This is a genomic window from Levilactobacillus yonginensis (assembly GCF_003946265.1).
Taxonomy (GTDB): Bacteria; Bacillota; Bacilli; order Lactobacillales; family Lactobacillaceae; genus Levilactobacillus; species Levilactobacillus yonginensis.
Map to the genome: position 1 here is coordinate 187,247 of NZ_RHNO01000001.1, position 15,803 is coordinate 203,049.

A 15,803-nucleotide genomic window follows, 5' to 3' on the forward strand; every position below is an offset into this window, starting at 1 on the left:
TGATAACTGGGGACTTGCCCGTGTTTTTTTAATCAAATCGAAGGGAGTCCCTTATGAAAAAATGGGTATTAATGGGTCTGAGCATGTTGGCCGTCGTGGCCCTGGTAAGTGGTTGTCAGAAAAAGACGACCAACAGCGGCAAGGAGTCGGCGGACCGGGCGACCCGACCAAGCACGAAGTCTAAGTCATCCAGTAAACGGGCGGCTAGTTCCGCCAGCAAACATCAGGCGACACCAGTTAAAGCAAAACAGTCATCGCCGTTCAAACCAATCGTGGCGCAGACCATGGGCCACTTAAAGGGGCAGAATGCTGTCTACGTTCAACAGATTGGGCACGATGCCTACCAGTGGCACGTTAAGTCACAGAAGGCAGCGAGCGACATTAAACTGTTTATCTTGGCTACCGTGTATCAACAGGTTCAGGCGGGTAAGTTTAATTTAACTGCCACTTACACGTTAAAGGATAGCGACAAGGTCGGAGGAACTGGGAGCTTACAGGGGATGGCCGCCGGAACCACGTTGACGAACCAAGAGCTCTTGAAGTATATGATGACGGTGAGCGACAATACGGCCACCAACGTGGTGATTCGTGAGGTTGGCGGCTTTGACGCCGTTAATCGCGAGATTAAGCGCCTAGGGGCCACGCAGACAGTCCTCCAACGGAAGATGATGGATCAAAAGTCGTTGGCGGCAGGTAAGGATAACATGACCTCTGCCCTTGACTTGGGTCAATTATTAGTTAAGTTGTGGCAACACCAGTTGATTTCAAAGTCGGCCGATACGGCGATGTTGAAATTGATGGCGGCCAACACCAACCACAACAAACTGCCCAAGTTGATTCCGAGTGATCGACAAGTCTATAACAAGACTGGTGAGTTTGATACTTACGGGGTCGAAAACGATGCCGCAATCTTTGCGAAGGGCAAACAGGCCGTTGTCGTTGTGGCTCTGTCACAGGGTGGCACGTTGGCCGAACAGGTTGCGGCCATGAACCAGTTGGGCAAACAGGTCGATGCGGCTGTCTTTAAGTAAGGGACTTAGGTAATTTGAGGATGGTGGCACGATTAGTTAAAGAACTCGTTATAATAAGAGTTGCGGACTGAATTTTAATGGGGTAAGAAGGGGTACAGATGAAAGACATTGATGCCCACCGTCAGGCTGAACAGGCGGTGTGGGCTGAACGCCAGCAACAAGAATTACAGAAGCTTCATGGGGCCCAACGCCACTTGTATTTAAACGTCGTGGCTTACGTATTGATCTCGGTGATTGAGTTTTACTTGGCCATTGTTGGTCATTCACAGACTTTGCGCGCGGATGCCCTAAATAATTTGTCTGGGCTTATTTCGACCGTCCTCCTGTTGGTCGGTATCTACATTGCCCGGGATATTCACGACGATGATTTGATGGGCCAGCCGCTACCTGAGGAAGATGGTAACGGTAGCCAACGTTTACAACTGACTCGTTTTCACTACGAAACGGTCTTCACGATGATTACTGGAATCGTCATGATTGCGATTGCAGCCAGTGTTATCTATGGTGGGGTTCGGGGGTTGATGATTCCTGCAACTCAGGAAGTACCGAAGGCCATTACACTAGTGGGTGCCGGGATTGCGACCGTAATTATGGTCGGGGTCTGGTGGCTGAACAAGCGGGCTGGTCGGAAATTACAAAACGCTGCATTGACTGCGGCTGCCCAGGATAGTTTAAGTGATGCGGTCACCAGTTTAGGAACGATGTTAGCCATTGGCGGCGCCTTATGGTTTAAGGTTAGCTGGCTTGATGGCGTGGCCAGCATTTTGGTTGGTATCTACATTCTGATGGCTGGCGTACGGATCTTTCGGGAAAGCAGTTTGAATTTAGCAGACTACTTTGATCCAGAAGTGGAAGATAAGTTTCGTCAAGCCGTGAATGAATTTGAAGCGGTTCAGGAGGTTGCGGAACTCAAGGCCCATTACAACGGGAACGTGGTTACGTTGGATTTGGTGATTGTCGTAGACCCTCACATGGAGGTCCGGGACAGTTATCAGTTGGGTGAAGAAATTGAGGCACGGATGCGCCGCCAATTTGGGATTGTCGATACTGATGTGATGGCGATTCCTAGCAATTAAGCAGATATTGAACGAAAAAAGGGAATTCAGATGATTGTCTGGATTTCCTTTTTTAATTATTAATCTATTATTAATAATTTGAACCTGATATCACAACTAGTAACTAAATCCAGTCAGTCAGAAGTCTATCGAATTGATGGTTACTAAAAAGTGCCTACTACCCAAACTGGCGGGTATCGATTAAAATGGATAAAAAGACAAGGAGGTCTTCTCGTGAAGAAGTCGTATAACAATGGGGTTGAAGCAACGTTAGGCGTGATCAGTGGTAAGTGGAAACCCCAATTGCTCTGCCACCTAGGCAATCAGCCCCAACGGACTTGTGATCTTCGCCTGAAGCTACCGGCCATTTCACAGAAGGTCTTGACCCAACAGTTGCGGGAGCTGGAGCAGGATGGTATTATTACTCGTCAGGTTTCTGGTGACCGGGCGCCGTTTAAAGTGACGTATGCCTTGACCGAGCTGGGACATTCACTGGGAGAAATTCTGGTACAGATGTCATTATGGGGCGAGCAGCGGGCAAATCAGGTTCCCGACATGGAAGTCACTCACGACCATGAAGGCTTCACCCAACTTTTACAAAATTCTTGAGGAGGCACTTTTAAGTGCCTTCTTTTTTTTTGGTTGGGTAACGGTTATGCTGAATTCTGTTGAGGAGGTGGCTAATGAAATCGACCATAAAAGGGCTTAACACGATGCAGGCTACGGTGACGCAGGCCACCCAATGGCACCTGTTGCTGGTACTTGCAGCGGGACCGCGGACGTCATTGGCGTTGTGGCAAACAGTTCCGTGGCAACAGAAATGGCAGTGTTTGAGCGCGTTGGGCCGACTTCAACGCCACCAACTCGTGATGTTTCACATGAAACAACGCCGTTGGACGTTGACCGCTGCCGGTGAGACGTTGCGGCCCGTCCTGAGTGCTATTCAAAAATGTTCAGAAGTGAAGGGAGAAAATTCAAATGACGTATAACTTTATGCAACCGTACACGTTCGCCAATGGTTTAACCTTAAAGAACCGCGTGGTCATGTCACCCACGACCACGATGTCTAGTTTTTACAACGGTCGGGTAACTAACGATGAAATTGCTTTTTATGGTGCCCGTTCCGGTGGTCTGGGTCTGATTATCGGTGAAGTGGCCAACGTAATTGCCAGTGGTAAAGGTTTTGAAGGAGAGCTATCAATTGCTGATGATGGTGATATTGCTGGATTGAGCGAGTTAGCCCACGCTATGAAACGTAATGGTACCAAAGCAATCCTTCAGATATTCCATGCTGGTCGGAAGTCAAACGACAGTATTCTACGGGGCGAGCAGCCCGTTAGTGCCAGTGCTATTGCAGCGGCCTACCCTGCCGATTCTCAGGAACCCCGGGCACTGACCGCCGATGAAATTGATGAAATCATTGTTGCTTTTGGCGCGGCAACTCGTCGGGCCATTGCCGCTGGGTTTGATGGTGTGGAGCTTCACGGGGCGAACACTTACTTGCTACAACAGTTCTTTTCTCCCAATTCTAACCAGCGAACGGACAAGTGGGGCGGTGACCGTGAGGCACGAATGGGCTTTGCTAAGGCGGTTATTGCTAGTGCCCATGCTGCCATTACAGAAAATGCTGACCGACCATTTTTGCTGGGGTACCGTTTCTCTCCAGAAGAAATTGAAACACCAGGGATTCGTTTGGCTGACAGCTTGGCCTTTGTAGACATGTTAGCGGAAACGGCTGTCGACTACGTTCACGTGTCGATGGGGTCGGCCCACCGGACGTCCTTGAACGATAAGACGGATCACGACCCAATTCTGACCAAGGTCGTTCAGCAATTGGCTGGTCGTAAACCACTGATTGGTGTGGGTTCGGTTGAAACGCCGGCCGATGCGGATGCCGTTTTAGCTATGGGTACTGATTTAGTTGCCATGGGTCGTGAAATGATTCGTGAACCGGAGTGGGTAGAGAAGGTTGCGGCCGGCGACGAAGCCAGCATTCGTTACCAGTTAGCACCGAGTGAAATGACGGCGCTTAAGATTCCACGTGCCATGCAGGATTACCTAAAGGGCGCCTTTTATTCGGTCATGCACTTTACGGATGATCCCGCTACGGTTGAGGATTACCAGAATCAAGCAGCCCCTATGGAAGGGTTCGAAAAGAAGCTGTAAGTTCCGACAAATTATTGCTAAAAATCAGGTAACATGGGCGTCTAGGATGAGAATTCCTAGACGCTTTTTCTGTTGGTCAGTCCGTTATCCGAACCTGACCAGAGCCACTCGAAATCGTCAGTGGGTGGGCACCGGGCAGACTGGCCTGTTGGTTATTGCCAGCCCGTTTACGTCCGTTTAAGTTAAATTGACCAGTCTTAACACTGACCTTAAGACCGGCCGTCTTGAAATGGGTCAACGTGGTGGTTCCGTTTTGTTTGTGGAGATGACCACCCGCAGTGACGGTGAGGTGGTCAGCGTTGGTCGTACCATTCACGTGGTCGATGGCTAGTCGCTGAGTGGTCAGATTATTGATCTGCAGGGTGCCGTTGAGTTGGTGGATGGTCATGCTGGTAAACACCGCAGGTTCAGCGACGGTGAGGGTGATGACGGCTGTCTTGCCCAATTCAATGTGGTGGTCACTGGCAGATTTTTGAAGCAGTGTCAGGTGGTTATCTTTGGTGGTCACGGCAAATTGTTGTGGCGCAACGTTGGCCAAGGTTAGTCGATTGACCCGTCCATGTTTGATGATGACCCTCGCTGTGCGGACCGCAATATTTATGCTCTGTGGCCGATTTGTTAGTTGGTGTTGTTGGGTCTTGAGTGGTGTGATGGTCAGGGAAGTGACGTCAATTCTTTGGTGATGAGTCGTGGCCCAGATGACGGTGCCAGTTAAGGCAATGACGAGAATGGCGAGCATAACGAAGATTCTGAGGAATCCTTTTTTCATGAACGGTTTCTCCTTTTTTGAATGAATATAAAAGAAATTCATTCATTTTTTGATTTAAAAAAATAACCTTTGGGGGTTATTTTAAAATAACTGAAAGGATACCATCGATTAAATCATTTAGTAGTTGATAGTAGTCATCTGTTTGAATTTCACTCTGATGAAAGTCAACGACGGTCAAAGCGTTAAACAGACTGATGATTCGGTCTTTGGTGAGACCATTCTTAATTAATCCACGTTCTAGCCATCGATCAATCAACCGCATCAAGGTGGCATAAACCAGGCTTTCTTCAACGGCATTCTGATTGGTCTGCGCAATCAGGGCGTTGAGTTTAGCGTTGTTAAACCACTCTTGGAGAATTTGATTGCCATCGGATAATTGGAAAATCTGTTGTACGACGGTGTGGACCAAGTCGGCTGGTTGGGCGTCCAGATCGAGCCGATTCATAATTTCAGCTTTGATTTGTTCATTCTCATGGTTATAAACCTGAACAAAAATATCGGCCTTGGAGTCGTAAAAGTTATAAAAGGTACCAACCGCGACGTTAGCAAGCTGGGCAATATCGGCGATACTGGTATGTTTAAAACCTTGTGAGCTAAACAGGTCATGAGCTGCAGTGAATAAGCGTTGCTGTTTTGGTTCCACCACTAGAGACCTCCTTTTCTTTCCGAATGAATATTATCTCAATCCATTCATTTTGTCAATTCATTCGTTGATTGTTGCGGGTCAGAGTGGCGTGTTTGGCAGACAAAAAGGGCTTGAGACCTCTGTCCCAACCCCTTCTTAAAATCCGAATGAGTTGCCACTTAATTAGCGGGTCGAGTCGGTTAGTTGAGTGGCCTGCAGCTGGGCGTCATAGCGCCGAACCGTTGGCATTAGTAGCATCGTGAGGCCACAGATCAGGGAACCCATACCCCCAATGATGAACAATTTTTCAACACCGATAACGTCGGCCAAGGGCCCCGCAAAGATGAGGCCCAGGGGTCCAGCAATACTGGTGATCGAATTCATCACGCCTAGGACACGGCCCAGATGTTCGGGCAGAAAGCTTTGCTGAATCATGGCCATCATGAGGGTGCTAAAGAACGGTGTGGCCATACCAGCTAGGGCGTTAAGAATCACGAACAAAATAAAACCGCGTTGGGTACCTGGCAGAAACCCACTGGCCCCAAACGTCAGGCCCATGGCCAACATTGACCAGAGAATGGGTTTCATGCGATTGCGCCAATTACCGAATATACCGATGATCGTCCCACCGGCTAACATGCCGACGGAGTAAACGACCTCGATCAAACCAGCTTGGCCCACTGTACCGTGGAAGTAGCCCATGGTCATTAGTGGATACAGACTGGCGGCAGGCATAAACATCAAGGTGAAGGCGGCGCCAATCAGCGTGAACGCCCACAACCCAGGCGTATTTCTGAGCTTATCCAGACCAAATTTTGCGTCGGTCAGGAGGTGAACGGGTTCATCAATTACCGGATGTTCGGGAATGCTGACAAACAGTAACAGGGTAATTCCAATGACCGCACCCACAACGTCGAGCAGAATCAAAAAGTTAATGGGGACGATGGCAAAGAGAAAGGCGCCCAACGCTGGTGCGATAATCATGTTGGCGGATTGAACCATTCCTAGCTGACCGTTGATCTTCGTCAATTCCTCAGGTGGCACCATAGTAGGTAGGATCGACTGAATCGTTGGCATTTGAAAGGTCTGAGCAATGGCCCGCACGAGTAAGGAAATGAAAATTAGCCAGAGCGGGAAGGTATCCTGAAGCGTGCCGACTACTGATAAAATAATGGCAAAGATTGCGGCAATAATATCCGGGACGATCAACAGGCCCTTCTTATTGAGGCGGTCGACGAAGGGGCCGACGAACGGACTGAGTAAGGCCATTGGCAACATACCAAGCAGTGTGGCCAGGCTGAGGACAGTCGCTGAACCTGTTTGCTTGGTGAGATACCAGATAATGGCGTACTGGACGACCATGCTAGTAATACCGGACAAGAACTGACTGGTTAAAAACAAATAAATATTGCGCCGCCAATGCGGCAACAGTGGAGTCTCCAAGGTCAGGCCTCCTTTATAAAAAATATGCTTAATACCCACACAGGCTTATTATATTAACAAATTGGTAAAGGGGGTGCAAGAAGAACGAATCGTGAAAAATTTTCTCATTGTAATGGTTAGTTGCAGGCTGCTGAGGTGGTTGAATAGACCAGTTATAGGTTGGGAGTCGGCGGTATTACTAGCCAGGTGGGCACCAAAAAAGCCACCAGTAACGGCGAGGTTATTGGTGACTTTCGTTGGGGTTGATTCTGGTTGGTTGATGTTAGTGGGAATCGGTGAAACTAGGAAGATTGATTTAATTTTTGATCCCGAATATTAGAGGGGACAAAGAAATCTGATTCATGATTCTTAACGATAGCGGCGTAGTGATCAACTTTGTAGTTGATGGTTTCCAGATGTTTCTTGAGTTCGTCAATTTCAGCTAAGGTGCGTTCTTGCTGGGCCTTGACCATTTCGTAGCGTTCGGCAACGGTGCATTCACCCTCCTGGACAAGGTCCAGGTAATGTTGGATGCGTTCCACCGGCATCCCGGTCTTGCGGAAGCAAACAATGATGTTCAGCCATTCAAGGTCAACGTCATTGAAGACCCGGTTGTTGTTTTCATCACGCTGTACGTAGGGTAACATGCCATGGTCGTGGTAATAACGGATACTATAAGTAGAAATTCCCATCTTTTGGGCAACTTCGTGGATGGTGTAAGACATCGGGTCTCCTCCTAAGTGGTTAGTGTTCGACTAACTCTAAGTAATACCAATTATCTTACGCGTTCATAAATTAAACTGCAACAATTTGTGCTTATATTTGTTGAAACGGCGAGGGTGGTGGCTGTAAACTTTCTTTTTGGATAAATTGGTTGCCTTCTACCGGCTCTAATGCGGTACACTCAATGAAGAAATGGGGGTGAGCGGTGTGAAACAGTATAACGTTCAGGTACATGGCGCAGATTTTGTGCCCGAGTTGCCATGGTCATCGGATTCAACCGATAGTGTGTGCGCCCTAGCGGCAAATGATCAACGGGACTTGTTGGTGTTGGATGACGATGAGGACCTGATGGAGATTGTGCCACAGGCAACTCCGGAAACTGTGATGAAAAGACTGGAACGAACACCGTTTGACCGCCTCCTTTCCCAAATGACCTTGGCAAATGAAGGACCAGGGGATGCCGCGACGCAAGCCAGTTGGTACTTATTACTAGATGTTGCGGCGTTGAGTCACGCGGACCTCCTGAGCACGGCGGCCGCGTTAGTGGGACTGACGGTTGCCCCGGATTCCCCCGCCGCCCTGGCGGCAGCCCAGCAGGCTTTCTGTTGGCTATGGCAAACCAAAGTGACCGCGCATCAGTTGCTTCAACCGCAAGGACTACCAGTTCTCCAGCGTTTGCTGCGACAGCTGCGGAAACCAACGGCTGTGGCTAGATTTCAAGAACCAGAGAGTTGTGGGCAACGGAGCCGTCGTCTGGTTCATGACGTCTTGGCATTGGATCACCAACGGGTAAATGCCCTGCGGCTACCAGCTTCCTGGCAACTTATTCGCTTGGCGATTATTGAACGGCAACGTTTAGTAACCACAACTAATTATGATTGAATTTACGATGTCACTCGACCAATGTTGGGTGACATTTTTTTGCGACTAAATTATATACGAATTTAATTACGGGTTTTATATAAATAGTTCGTGAATATAAATAAAATAGATAGACAATCACCTAAAAGTCACGTATGATTAGCCATAAATACGAATTTAGTGGTTGCTGGCCTCCGAGAATAGTTGGCGGCTGGCTGAGGCTATGGACATAGTAAGTTGTACGGTAGTGGACACATAGGGGGGAACGGATATGCATTGGTTAGCTGATTTGTTAGCGGCCATCGGTGTTGTTTTGAACGGTATTCCACAGGGAATCATGGCCATGTCATTGGGGTTTGCCATTTTTCCGACCATGTTTTCTTTTATTTTTGCTTCCGCGGTCAACGGCGCTTTCGGCGCCGTGGCACCGTTGTCGTTTCAGGCGGAATCGTTAGCACTGACCGGTAAATTGGGCCGGAACCTACGCGAACGAACGTCCATTATTCTGGGTGGCTCAATCATCATGTTGTTGATTGGGGTCACGGGAACGCTGACTAAGATCGTTGCGATTTTGGGAAATAATATTATGGCCGGCATGATGGCCGGTGTAGGCATCATGCTAGCCAAGATTGCGCTGGGAATGGCGAAAGATGAACAATTGACTGGCTGGTTATCCGTCGGTCTGGCTGCCATCACTTATCTGATAACCAAGGATCTGGTGTGGACCATCGTGATTTCTGTTGTGGGGTCCAGCCTGGCCGCGGTATTTATCGAACACTACCGTGCTGAGTTGCCGGAACACGTGACGGCGCGGCGCTTCATCTTCACGAAGCCGACCATTAGTCTGCGGGTAGTTCGTGGCGCGTTGAGTCTGGCTTGTCTGAACATCGGGGCCAACATCTCGTATGGTCTGATTACCGGTCAAATGACGGGGCAGAAACCCAATCCAGTCGACCTGAACCTGTTAACGGGGACCCAGGCGTTGGCGGATATGGGGACCAGTCTATTAGGCGGGGCGCCAGTAGAAGCCATTATTTCAGCGACGGCCAGTGCACCGGAACCGGTCGTTGCCGGCATCATGATGATGTTGATTATGGCGGCCATTTTAGCTATTGGCTGGTTACCGAAGTTGGGTAAATACGTGCCGAGTGCGTCGATTGCGGGCTTCCTGTTTATTTTGGGAACCGTCGTGATTTTTCCAGAGAATGCGACTGCGGCCTTGCATGGTGCAGATGGAACTGTTGCAGCAATTACGCTCGTGGTGACGGCGGTGGCCGATCCGTTTGCCGGGCTGTTATCGGGAGCCGCGTTGAAATTTATTCTGCCACTCATTGGACTGGGGGTCTAGGAACGCATGGAAACGTATGAACTAAAAGTGGGGCCGTTAACGCGGCAGTTACCAATTGTCCCAATCAGTGATGAATTGGCTATCGCTTCGTTTGTGCTGTTGGGTGATGCTGAACTAACGGACTATGCCGCTCGGGCTTTGGCTAAACAGGTGCCAGCTGACTTTGATTATTTGGTTACAATGGAAAGCAAAGGGATTCCGCTGGCCCAGGAACTGAGTCGGGTGACGGCGCACCCGCAGTTCGTTGTTTTACGGAAGTCAGAGAAGGATTATATGCGTGACCCTTTGAAGGTGCCAGTGACGGCCATTACGACCAGCGCACCCCAAGAATTGGTATTAGATGGTGCCGATGCAGACCGCTTGGCCAATAAGCGAGTCGTGATTGTTGACGATGTTATCAGCAGTGGCGGTTCTTTGACCGCCGCTCAGGCCCTGATTGAAAAAGCTGGGGCCACGGTGGTTGGGCAGGTGGCAGTGCTGGCCGAAGGGGATGCGGCCGACCGGACTGATATCCAGTACTTAGCCAAACTACCATTATTTCCTCTATAGAAAACGAGTATGCCAGCGTTGTGGATGACTAATTCACAGCGCTTTTTTTGGTTATTTCGGACAGATTTAAACAGTTGAGAAACACAAAATTAGGGGCTGGATTTGCGTCAAATCAGACTTTTCCCCTGCAAAATAAAAACGTCTTGTCTTATTAACAATGTTGAACTATATTTAATTTAGTTAGTTTAATCAACAATTGTTTCGGAAAGCAGGGGAAGCGGATGAGCATTAAGAGATTGCTGTTTGGTTTGGCAGGCGTCGTTTTAGGCGGTGCATTGCTATCAGTGCCAGCTCAGGCCGATACGCTACCAACTCAGTATCAGGGGACTTGGTACGGCTACATTAGTTCTGAAAAGAGTCACCACGTTCGGCGGTATTACTTCAATCAGGTGACGATTAAGTCCAATCACATTAGTTACGACTATGAGAACACAACTAACCCGCGGTTTAAGAATTTAAAGTGGACCTGGGGAGCTTCGGCGAAGGCATCCTACCGCGGCAAGGTTGATCGAAAAGGTCGCCAGATTTATCGGATCTTCACGGCTCGCACCGATGAGGATGCGCTGGGAAAGATTCGGTTGGGTAACGTTAAGGGTGTTGGTATTGCCCGGACGGCGCTGATTTTGAACGTGGGGTACGAGAACCTCTACCTCTTCCGTCAGCCGACCCGAAGCCATGCCTGGGGTGAAGAGTACGAAGATTCGTTTGATATTTATGAGTGATCCAGAGAGAATGTGAGTGGGGATGAGACAAGTGAAACGACATATTTTAGTAGGCGTGGTCAGTCTGGGACTCACGTTATTGGCCGGTGGGGTCACTGCTCAGGCGAAGATCCAGTTGCCTAAGAGTTATCAGGGAACTTGGTACGGGTACGTGTGCTCAGAAAAGGTGGATCACGTGAGAACGTACAATGTGGTTAAGGTGGGCTTTACCCGTAATCGGTTTGACTACGCGTACTTGAAAACGACTCACAGCGACCTTAGTCAGCTGGACTGGCAGTGGGAAGAACACACGCTGACAAGTTACGGTAAAAAGGTCAATAAGCACCATCAAACGTATTACACCATCTCCACGGCGGGGTTCGCTGACGACATCGATCACATGCAGTTAGTCACGGTTAAGGTTAATGGTCAACGGCTGCAGGCACTGAAGATGACAGCGCAACCGGATACGCTCTATGCCTTTCGGCAACCGTTGCGGACTCACGCTTGGGGTTGGGATTTTGAGGATTTTGCGCCAACAGATGTCTAGAGAGGATAACTAATAATGAAGAAATTAATGTTCTTAGGGTTAGCCGCATTGGGACTAGCCTTGGCTAGCAGTGCACCAGCACAGGCGGCCAGTCAATCGGCTAAGTTGCCAGCAAGTTACCAAGGTGTGTGGTACGGGTACGTGGGTAAGGTGAAACAACATGGTAAATCTTACTATGAAGTTGATAAGATGACGATTACTAATAGTCGGCTCACGGTTGCCGATATGTTTACGGCGAACCAGAATTTAACTCACCAGAAGTGGCAATACAGTCTGGTTTTGCCACTAGTTATCACGAAGAAGGTTAACCAAAAGGGGCATGAACGCTACATTTTACGGGCCAATGCGGTTAAGTTTGATAGTTCAGCTTTACCAACGTTGCGGAAAAAACAGGTCAAAGTCAGTGGTAAAAAGACGACGGCACTCTGGCTTCGGGCAGAGGGGGAAAACACCTATGCCTTTAGACAACCGCTGCGCACCCATTCATGGGGACCAGATAGCTACTTCAGTTAAGGAGCGAATATGATGATCAAAGCAGGACTTAAAGGGGTAATCTTAGGAATTGCCAGCGTTGGCTTATTTCTAGTTGGGACCACGGCCCCAGTTCAGGCGGCCAGCAAAACGGTCAAACTGCCTAGTAGCCTCAAGGGAAGTTGGTACGGCTATTTAGGAAAAGATGAGAATGATTGGCATCGTTATGGCGTGGTCAAATTATCCTTGACCAAGAATTTTACGTTGCGGACTTATACGAGTAAGAAAAAGTCGCTCAAGCCACTTCGGTGGGAAATGACCACCAAGGTACCCGTTACATATACCAAAAAGGCCAAAGGGGTTTACCGGCTCTATTCACGGAATAAAGCGGATCTGGATTCCCCAGTTTTCATTAGCCGTAAGCAGGTTAACGTGAAAGTGTTGGGAAAGAAGAAAATGGCATTGAAACTCCGGATGGATGGCGAAAATGTCTATCTTTTCCGGCAGCCATTGCGGAGTCATATGTGGACGTATAGTATTTAAGCTGTTTAAACTGGTTGTTACTTGCCGTCTCCAGTGGCCCGGACTGACCCACAGTGTGGGGACCACCTGCGGCCTGGGGAGCGGTCCTTCGGCTCGACTTGAAGCCTCGTAAAGTTCGACGAGTCTCCAAGCTCGTCCCACGTCATCGATTGGCCAATTCAGCCAATCAATGACGTTAGCACTGCGTGAATCAGTCCGGACCACCTACGACTACTATTGGTGAGTTAACGTAACTTAGCTTTCGTGATGAACTGGATTGTGCTAGATGGTCATGTTTGGATATGGATAGAGATGAACCCTTATCACTGGTAGTTTGTTGGGGCAGTTATTTAGCTGAGCCATTGTTAAAGTAATCAAGTTTTCGCAGCTGAACTGGGTGAAACCTTTTTAACCTGTTGATCCGTGTAAGATTGTTGATCTAGCGTAGCCGGAGGTTGCCAGGGCGGGGGCCGGCCGTGTCGGTGTTATCTGACCGGGTTTTTGGTCAGATAACACGGGACGAGCTTGGAGACCCGCAGGGGTTTCAGCGGGGCTTCAAGTCGAGCCGGAAGCCCGTACTTTGGCTGCAGGCGGTCCCCACAGCAGGCCTCCGCCCTGGCGGCCGGAGGCGGCCGTTCACCAGATTCCCCAAACCAATACAAACTAAAAAAACAGGTTCCAACTACGCGCACTTCAAACGCTGGTTGGAACCTGTTTCTTCTATATTAATACGTTTATACAAGAGGGGGGTGTTAGGGACTGAATCGAATCGTTTGGTAGCGGTCGTCGATTACTTGGCGATGTAGGTCGTCTTGAAGTCGTAAGGCACACCGGCACCGTTGTACACGATGCTCTTAACGCTGCTGCGTAACAGTTGTGATTTAGCAGCTTGGTACAGTGGAATCGTTCCCTGGTCGTTGATCAGCACTTTTTCAGCCTTGACCAGCTTGTTCCAACGCGTCGTTGGCTTGTTGCCGTCTTGGTTTTCAGCTTCGTCGAGGAGTTTATCAAATTGGGTGTTCTTCCAACCAGTCGTGTTGTAACTGGAGTTGGCTTCGAAGACGTCCAAGAAGTTGATTGGGTCGGCGAAGACAGATTGCCAGCCGGCTAAGGTCAGTTCGTAGTTCCCGTTGTTTTGTTGGGTAATCAATTGCACGTAAGGCACCGTCTTGATGGTGACCTTAACGTTTGGTAACTTTTCGAGGGAACTTTGAACAAATTCAGCGGTTTGCTTGCTGGTGTCGGTGTCGGAAACAGACAGGGTCACGTCGAGCTTCTTGTCACCAGTTTGCTTCAAGCCTTTGGCTAACAGGCTCTTAGCTTGGTTCAAGTTGTAAGAAACGCCGGACTTCACGTAGGCTTCTTTGTTGAAGGCCTCACCAGTCTTAGGGTTGTTGCCCATGCCAGCTGGGACGAAGCCTTTGGAAGCAATTGAACCATCTTGCAGAACGTCGTTGACCAATTGGTTGCGGTCGATGGCTAAGGAGAGGGCTTTACGAACGTTGGTGTTCTTAAAGGCGGCTACTTTCTTTTGGTTCAAATCCAACCGTTGGGAACCAGTAGGGAGGCGTTTAACGAAGTCCTTACTGTTCTTGTTGTTCTTGATTTGTTGGCCACTTAAGAGTGTTTCATCGGTCTTCTTAGCATTGTACAGGTTGTAGCTAGTCGTCGTGGATTCGGTCACTTGTTCGTTGATCTTGTCCAGGTGAACGGCTTGCTTGTCCCAGTAGGTCTTGTTCTTAGCCAATGTCCAGGACTTGCCGGTCCCGTTCCACTTGGTCAAACGGAATGGGCCGTTGTAGACCGTGGTAGCGGAGCTGGTCCCATACTTCTTCCCAAACTTGTTGACGGCACTTTCGTTCAATGGGTAGAAGAGGGGCCAAGCCAGTAATTTCTTGAAGTAGGAAACAGGTTTAGTCAGTTGCACGGTCAGTTTGTATTTGCCATCGGCCTTGATACCTAAAGCACTGAGCGACTTCTTTCCCTTGTTGACGGCTTCGGCGTTCTTGACCTGATAGAGGTAGAAGGCGTCTTGCGAAGCGGTCTTAGGATCCAGCGTCCGTTGCCAGGAATAAACGAAATCCTTGGCGGTCACGGTGTCACCGTTGGACCACTTGGCACCCTTGCGTAAGTTGAAGGTGTAAGTCTTGCCGCCGTTAGTGACCTTGGTGCTCGTGGCCAGGGCGTTGGCGGGAACGCCTTTACTGTTCAAACGGTAAAGACCTTCCTGCGTGTTCTGCAAGACTGTGAAACTCAGGGTATCGGTAGCTTGCGCCAGGTCGGAGGAGGCGAGTTCGGAAGACTCCGTCCAGTTCAACTCCTGCTTGGCGGCATACTTGCCGGTGGAACTACTACTGCTAGACTGGCTCCCACAACCGGCTAACGTTAATCCAATAACTGCTGCAACTGCTAAAACCGTTCCCTTTTTCTTCATCCCAAAACATCTCCTAAAATAAAAATCGTCCTTATGTAATCTCTACATAAGGACGATTTCACTCGCGGTGCCACCTTGTTTTATGGGGGACTCGCGCCCACCATCTCCGTAACTTCTGTTGCCAAAAGTCGGAAGCGGTAACGGGCTTCATGTCGAACAACCGGCTTGCACCAGCTGTTAGCTACCAGGCTCATCTTCGCTGCTCAGTTGTAAGCCACCTTTTCAGCTACCGGTGGTCTCTAGACTTAGCGTGAACAGCTACTCTTCCTGGTGATGCGTTCGTGTATTTCTAATATGCCTCTAATAATAGCGAGGGGGCTGTGCTTTGTCAACCGTTGAATTGAAATTAGTTAAAATCCGGTATTACAGGATTTATAAAGAGTTTATAGAAGGAATCTGGGTGAAGCTGTTTGGAAATTATTTTATGAACTCATTGAATACTCATAATTTATATGGGAAATGACTATCGGGATAATTACTTAATAGACGGTGGTATCTAGCGGTTCAGCAGATAATAGACGAGGGAAATGTCTGAGGATTTTGGTATAAAAAAATAGAGACTCGTCTGTATCCAGA

The 15,803-nt window shown here is 48.9% G+C and carries 17 protein-coding genes; 12 read left to right on the forward strand and 5 right to left on the reverse strand.

Translation table 11 applies throughout. The features are described 5' to 3' along the window. Window positions 1-53 precede the first annotated feature (53 nt). The 5 genes from EKM87_RS00835 (at window position 54) to EKM87_RS00855 (ending at window position 4,252) form a co-directional block, all read left to right on the forward strand. On the forward strand, window positions 54-1,031 hold the full coding sequence (locus EKM87_RS00835) for a serine hydrolase (RefSeq protein ID WP_125680851.1): 978 nt from the start codon (window positions 54-56) through the stop codon (window positions 1,029-1,031). A 98-nt stretch (window positions 1,032-1,129) separates the two neighbouring features. Next, entirely contained in the window at window positions 1,130-2,107 is a 978-nt protein-coding gene (locus EKM87_RS00840; RefSeq protein WP_125680853.1) for a cation diffusion facilitator family transporter, read from the forward strand. Window positions 2,108-2,320: 213 nt separating this feature from the next. After that, a complete protein-coding gene (locus tag EKM87_RS00845) occupies window positions 2,321-2,695 on the forward strand; it encodes a winged helix-turn-helix transcriptional regulator (protein WP_125680855.1) in 375 nt (124 codons plus the stop codon). Window positions 2,696-2,769: 74 nt separating this feature from the next. Continuing rightward, window positions 2,770-3,075: a hypothetical protein gene (locus EKM87_RS00850; protein WP_125680857.1), complete on the forward strand. Its 306-nt coding sequence runs from the start codon at window positions 2,770-2,772 to the stop codon at window positions 3,073-3,075. Further along, window positions 3,065-4,252: an NADH-dependent flavin oxidoreductase gene (locus EKM87_RS00855; RefSeq protein WP_125680859.1), complete on the forward strand. Its 1,188-nt coding sequence runs from the start codon at window positions 3,065-3,067 to the stop codon at window positions 4,250-4,252. The genes EKM87_RS00850 and EKM87_RS00855 overlap by 11 nt, the downstream gene beginning before the upstream one ends. Window positions 4,253-4,328: 76 nt before the next feature. Here EKM87_RS00855 and EKM87_RS00860 read toward each other — a convergent pair whose 3' ends face one another. The 4 genes from EKM87_RS00860 to EKM87_RS00875 all read right to left on the reverse strand — a co-directional run bounded on the left by EKM87_RS00860 (window position 4,329) and on the right by EKM87_RS00875 (window position 7,793). Beyond that, window positions 4,329-5,021 (reverse strand): DUF4097 family beta strand repeat-containing protein, encoded by a 693-nt coding sequence (locus EKM87_RS00860; protein ID WP_125680861.1) that lies wholly within the window; start codon window positions 5,019-5,021, stop codon window positions 4,329-4,331. Window positions 5,022-5,097: 76 nt separating this feature from the next. Next, entirely contained in the window at window positions 5,098-5,664 is a 567-nt protein-coding gene (locus tag EKM87_RS00865) for a TetR/AcrR family transcriptional regulator (RefSeq protein WP_164506400.1), read from the reverse strand. A gap of 165 nt (window positions 5,665-5,829) precedes the next feature. Further along, window positions 5,830-7,089, reverse strand: coding sequence for an MFS transporter (locus EKM87_RS00870; RefSeq protein WP_125680866.1), 1,260 nt, complete (start codon window positions 7,087-7,089; stop codon window positions 5,830-5,832). A gap of 281 nt (window positions 7,090-7,370) precedes the next feature. Beyond that, window positions 7,371-7,793: a MerR family transcriptional regulator gene (locus EKM87_RS00875; protein ID WP_125680868.1), complete on the reverse strand. Its 423-nt coding sequence runs from the start codon at window positions 7,791-7,793 to the stop codon at window positions 7,371-7,373. 205 nt (window positions 7,794-7,998) lie between these two features. Here EKM87_RS00875 and EKM87_RS00880 point away from each other — a divergent pair, with 205 nt between their 5' ends. The 7 genes from EKM87_RS00880 (at window position 7,999) to EKM87_RS00910 (ending at window position 12,814) form a co-directional block, all read left to right on the forward strand. Next, window positions 7,999-8,673 (forward strand): hypothetical protein, encoded by a 675-nt coding sequence (locus EKM87_RS00880; protein ID WP_125680870.1) that lies wholly within the window; start codon window positions 7,999-8,001, stop codon window positions 8,671-8,673. A 250-nt stretch (window positions 8,674-8,923) separates the two neighbouring features. Next, complete coding sequence (locus tag EKM87_RS00885) at window positions 8,924-10,000, forward strand: NCS2 family permease (protein WP_125680872.1); 1,077 nt, start codon at window positions 8,924-8,926, stop codon at window positions 9,998-10,000. A gap of 6 nt (window positions 10,001-10,006) precedes the next feature. After that, entirely contained in the window at window positions 10,007-10,549 is a 543-nt protein-coding gene (locus EKM87_RS00890; RefSeq protein ID WP_125680874.1) for a phosphoribosyltransferase family protein, read from the forward strand. 221 nt (window positions 10,550-10,770) lie between these two features. Further along, complete coding sequence (locus tag EKM87_RS00895; protein WP_125680876.1) at window positions 10,771-11,271, forward strand: hypothetical protein; 501 nt, start codon at window positions 10,771-10,773, stop codon at window positions 11,269-11,271. A gap of 22 nt (window positions 11,272-11,293) precedes the next feature. Continuing rightward, entirely contained in the window at window positions 11,294-11,800 is a 507-nt protein-coding gene (locus EKM87_RS00900) for a hypothetical protein (protein WP_125680878.1), read from the forward strand. Between the two features lie 15 nt (window positions 11,801-11,815). Then, complete coding sequence (locus EKM87_RS00905; protein ID WP_125680880.1) at window positions 11,816-12,313, forward strand: hypothetical protein; 498 nt, start codon at window positions 11,816-11,818, stop codon at window positions 12,311-12,313. 12 nt (window positions 12,314-12,325) lie between these two features. Then, window positions 12,326-12,814, forward strand: a complete 489-nt coding sequence (locus EKM87_RS00910) for a hypothetical protein (protein ID WP_125680882.1) — start codon at window positions 12,326-12,328, stop codon at window positions 12,812-12,814. A 769-nt stretch (window positions 12,815-13,583) separates the two neighbouring features. On the opposite strand, the gene EKM87_RS00915 is transcribed toward EKM87_RS00910, so the two are convergent. Further along, on the reverse strand, window positions 13,584-15,227 hold the full coding sequence (locus EKM87_RS00915) for a peptide ABC transporter substrate-binding protein (protein ID WP_125680884.1): 1,644 nt from the start codon (window positions 15,225-15,227) through the stop codon (window positions 13,584-13,586). Between the last annotated feature and the right edge of the window lie 576 nt (window positions 15,228-15,803).

Excerpts from the sequence above, each read along its gene's own strand:
- EKM87_RS00855 (WP_125680859.1), top strand. The coding sequence starts at position 3,065 with ATGACGTATAACTTTATGCAACCGTACACGTTCGCCAATGGTTTAACC.
- EKM87_RS00850 (WP_125680857.1), top strand. The coding sequence starts at position 2,770 with ATGAAATCGACCATAAAAGGGCTTAACACGATGCAGGCTACGGTGACG.
- EKM87_RS00875 (WP_125680868.1), bottom strand. The coding sequence starts at position 7,793 with ATGTCTTACACCATCCACGAAGTTGCCCAAAAGATGGGAATTTCTACT.
- EKM87_RS00840 (WP_125680853.1), top strand. The coding sequence starts at position 1,130 with ATGAAAGACATTGATGCCCACCGTCAGGCTGAACAGGCGGTGTGGGCT.
- EKM87_RS00910 (WP_125680882.1), top strand. The coding sequence starts at position 12,326 with ATGATCAAAGCAGGACTTAAAGGGGTAATCTTAGGAATTGCCAGCGTT.
- EKM87_RS00885 (WP_125680872.1), top strand. The coding sequence starts at position 8,924 with ATGCATTGGTTAGCTGATTTGTTAGCGGCCATCGGTGTTGTTTTGAAC.
- EKM87_RS00905 (WP_125680880.1), top strand. The coding sequence starts at position 11,816 with ATGAAGAAATTAATGTTCTTAGGGTTAGCCGCATTGGGACTAGCCTTG.
- EKM87_RS00835 (WP_125680851.1), top strand. The coding sequence starts at position 54 with ATGAAAAAATGGGTATTAATGGGTCTGAGCATGTTGGCCGTCGTGGCC.
- EKM87_RS00860 (WP_125680861.1), bottom strand. The coding sequence starts at position 5,021 with ATGAAAAAAGGATTCCTCAGAATCTTCGTTATGCTCGCCATTCTCGTC.
- EKM87_RS00890 (WP_125680874.1), top strand. The coding sequence starts at position 10,007 with ATGGAAACGTATGAACTAAAAGTGGGGCCGTTAACGCGGCAGTTACCA.
- EKM87_RS00895 (WP_125680876.1), top strand. The coding sequence starts at position 10,771 with ATGAGCATTAAGAGATTGCTGTTTGGTTTGGCAGGCGTCGTTTTAGGC.
- EKM87_RS00915 (WP_125680884.1), bottom strand. The coding sequence starts at position 15,227 with ATGAAGAAAAAGGGAACGGTTTTAGCAGTTGCAGCAGTTATTGGATTA.
- EKM87_RS00900 (WP_125680878.1), top strand. The coding sequence starts at position 11,294 with ATGAGACAAGTGAAACGACATATTTTAGTAGGCGTGGTCAGTCTGGGA.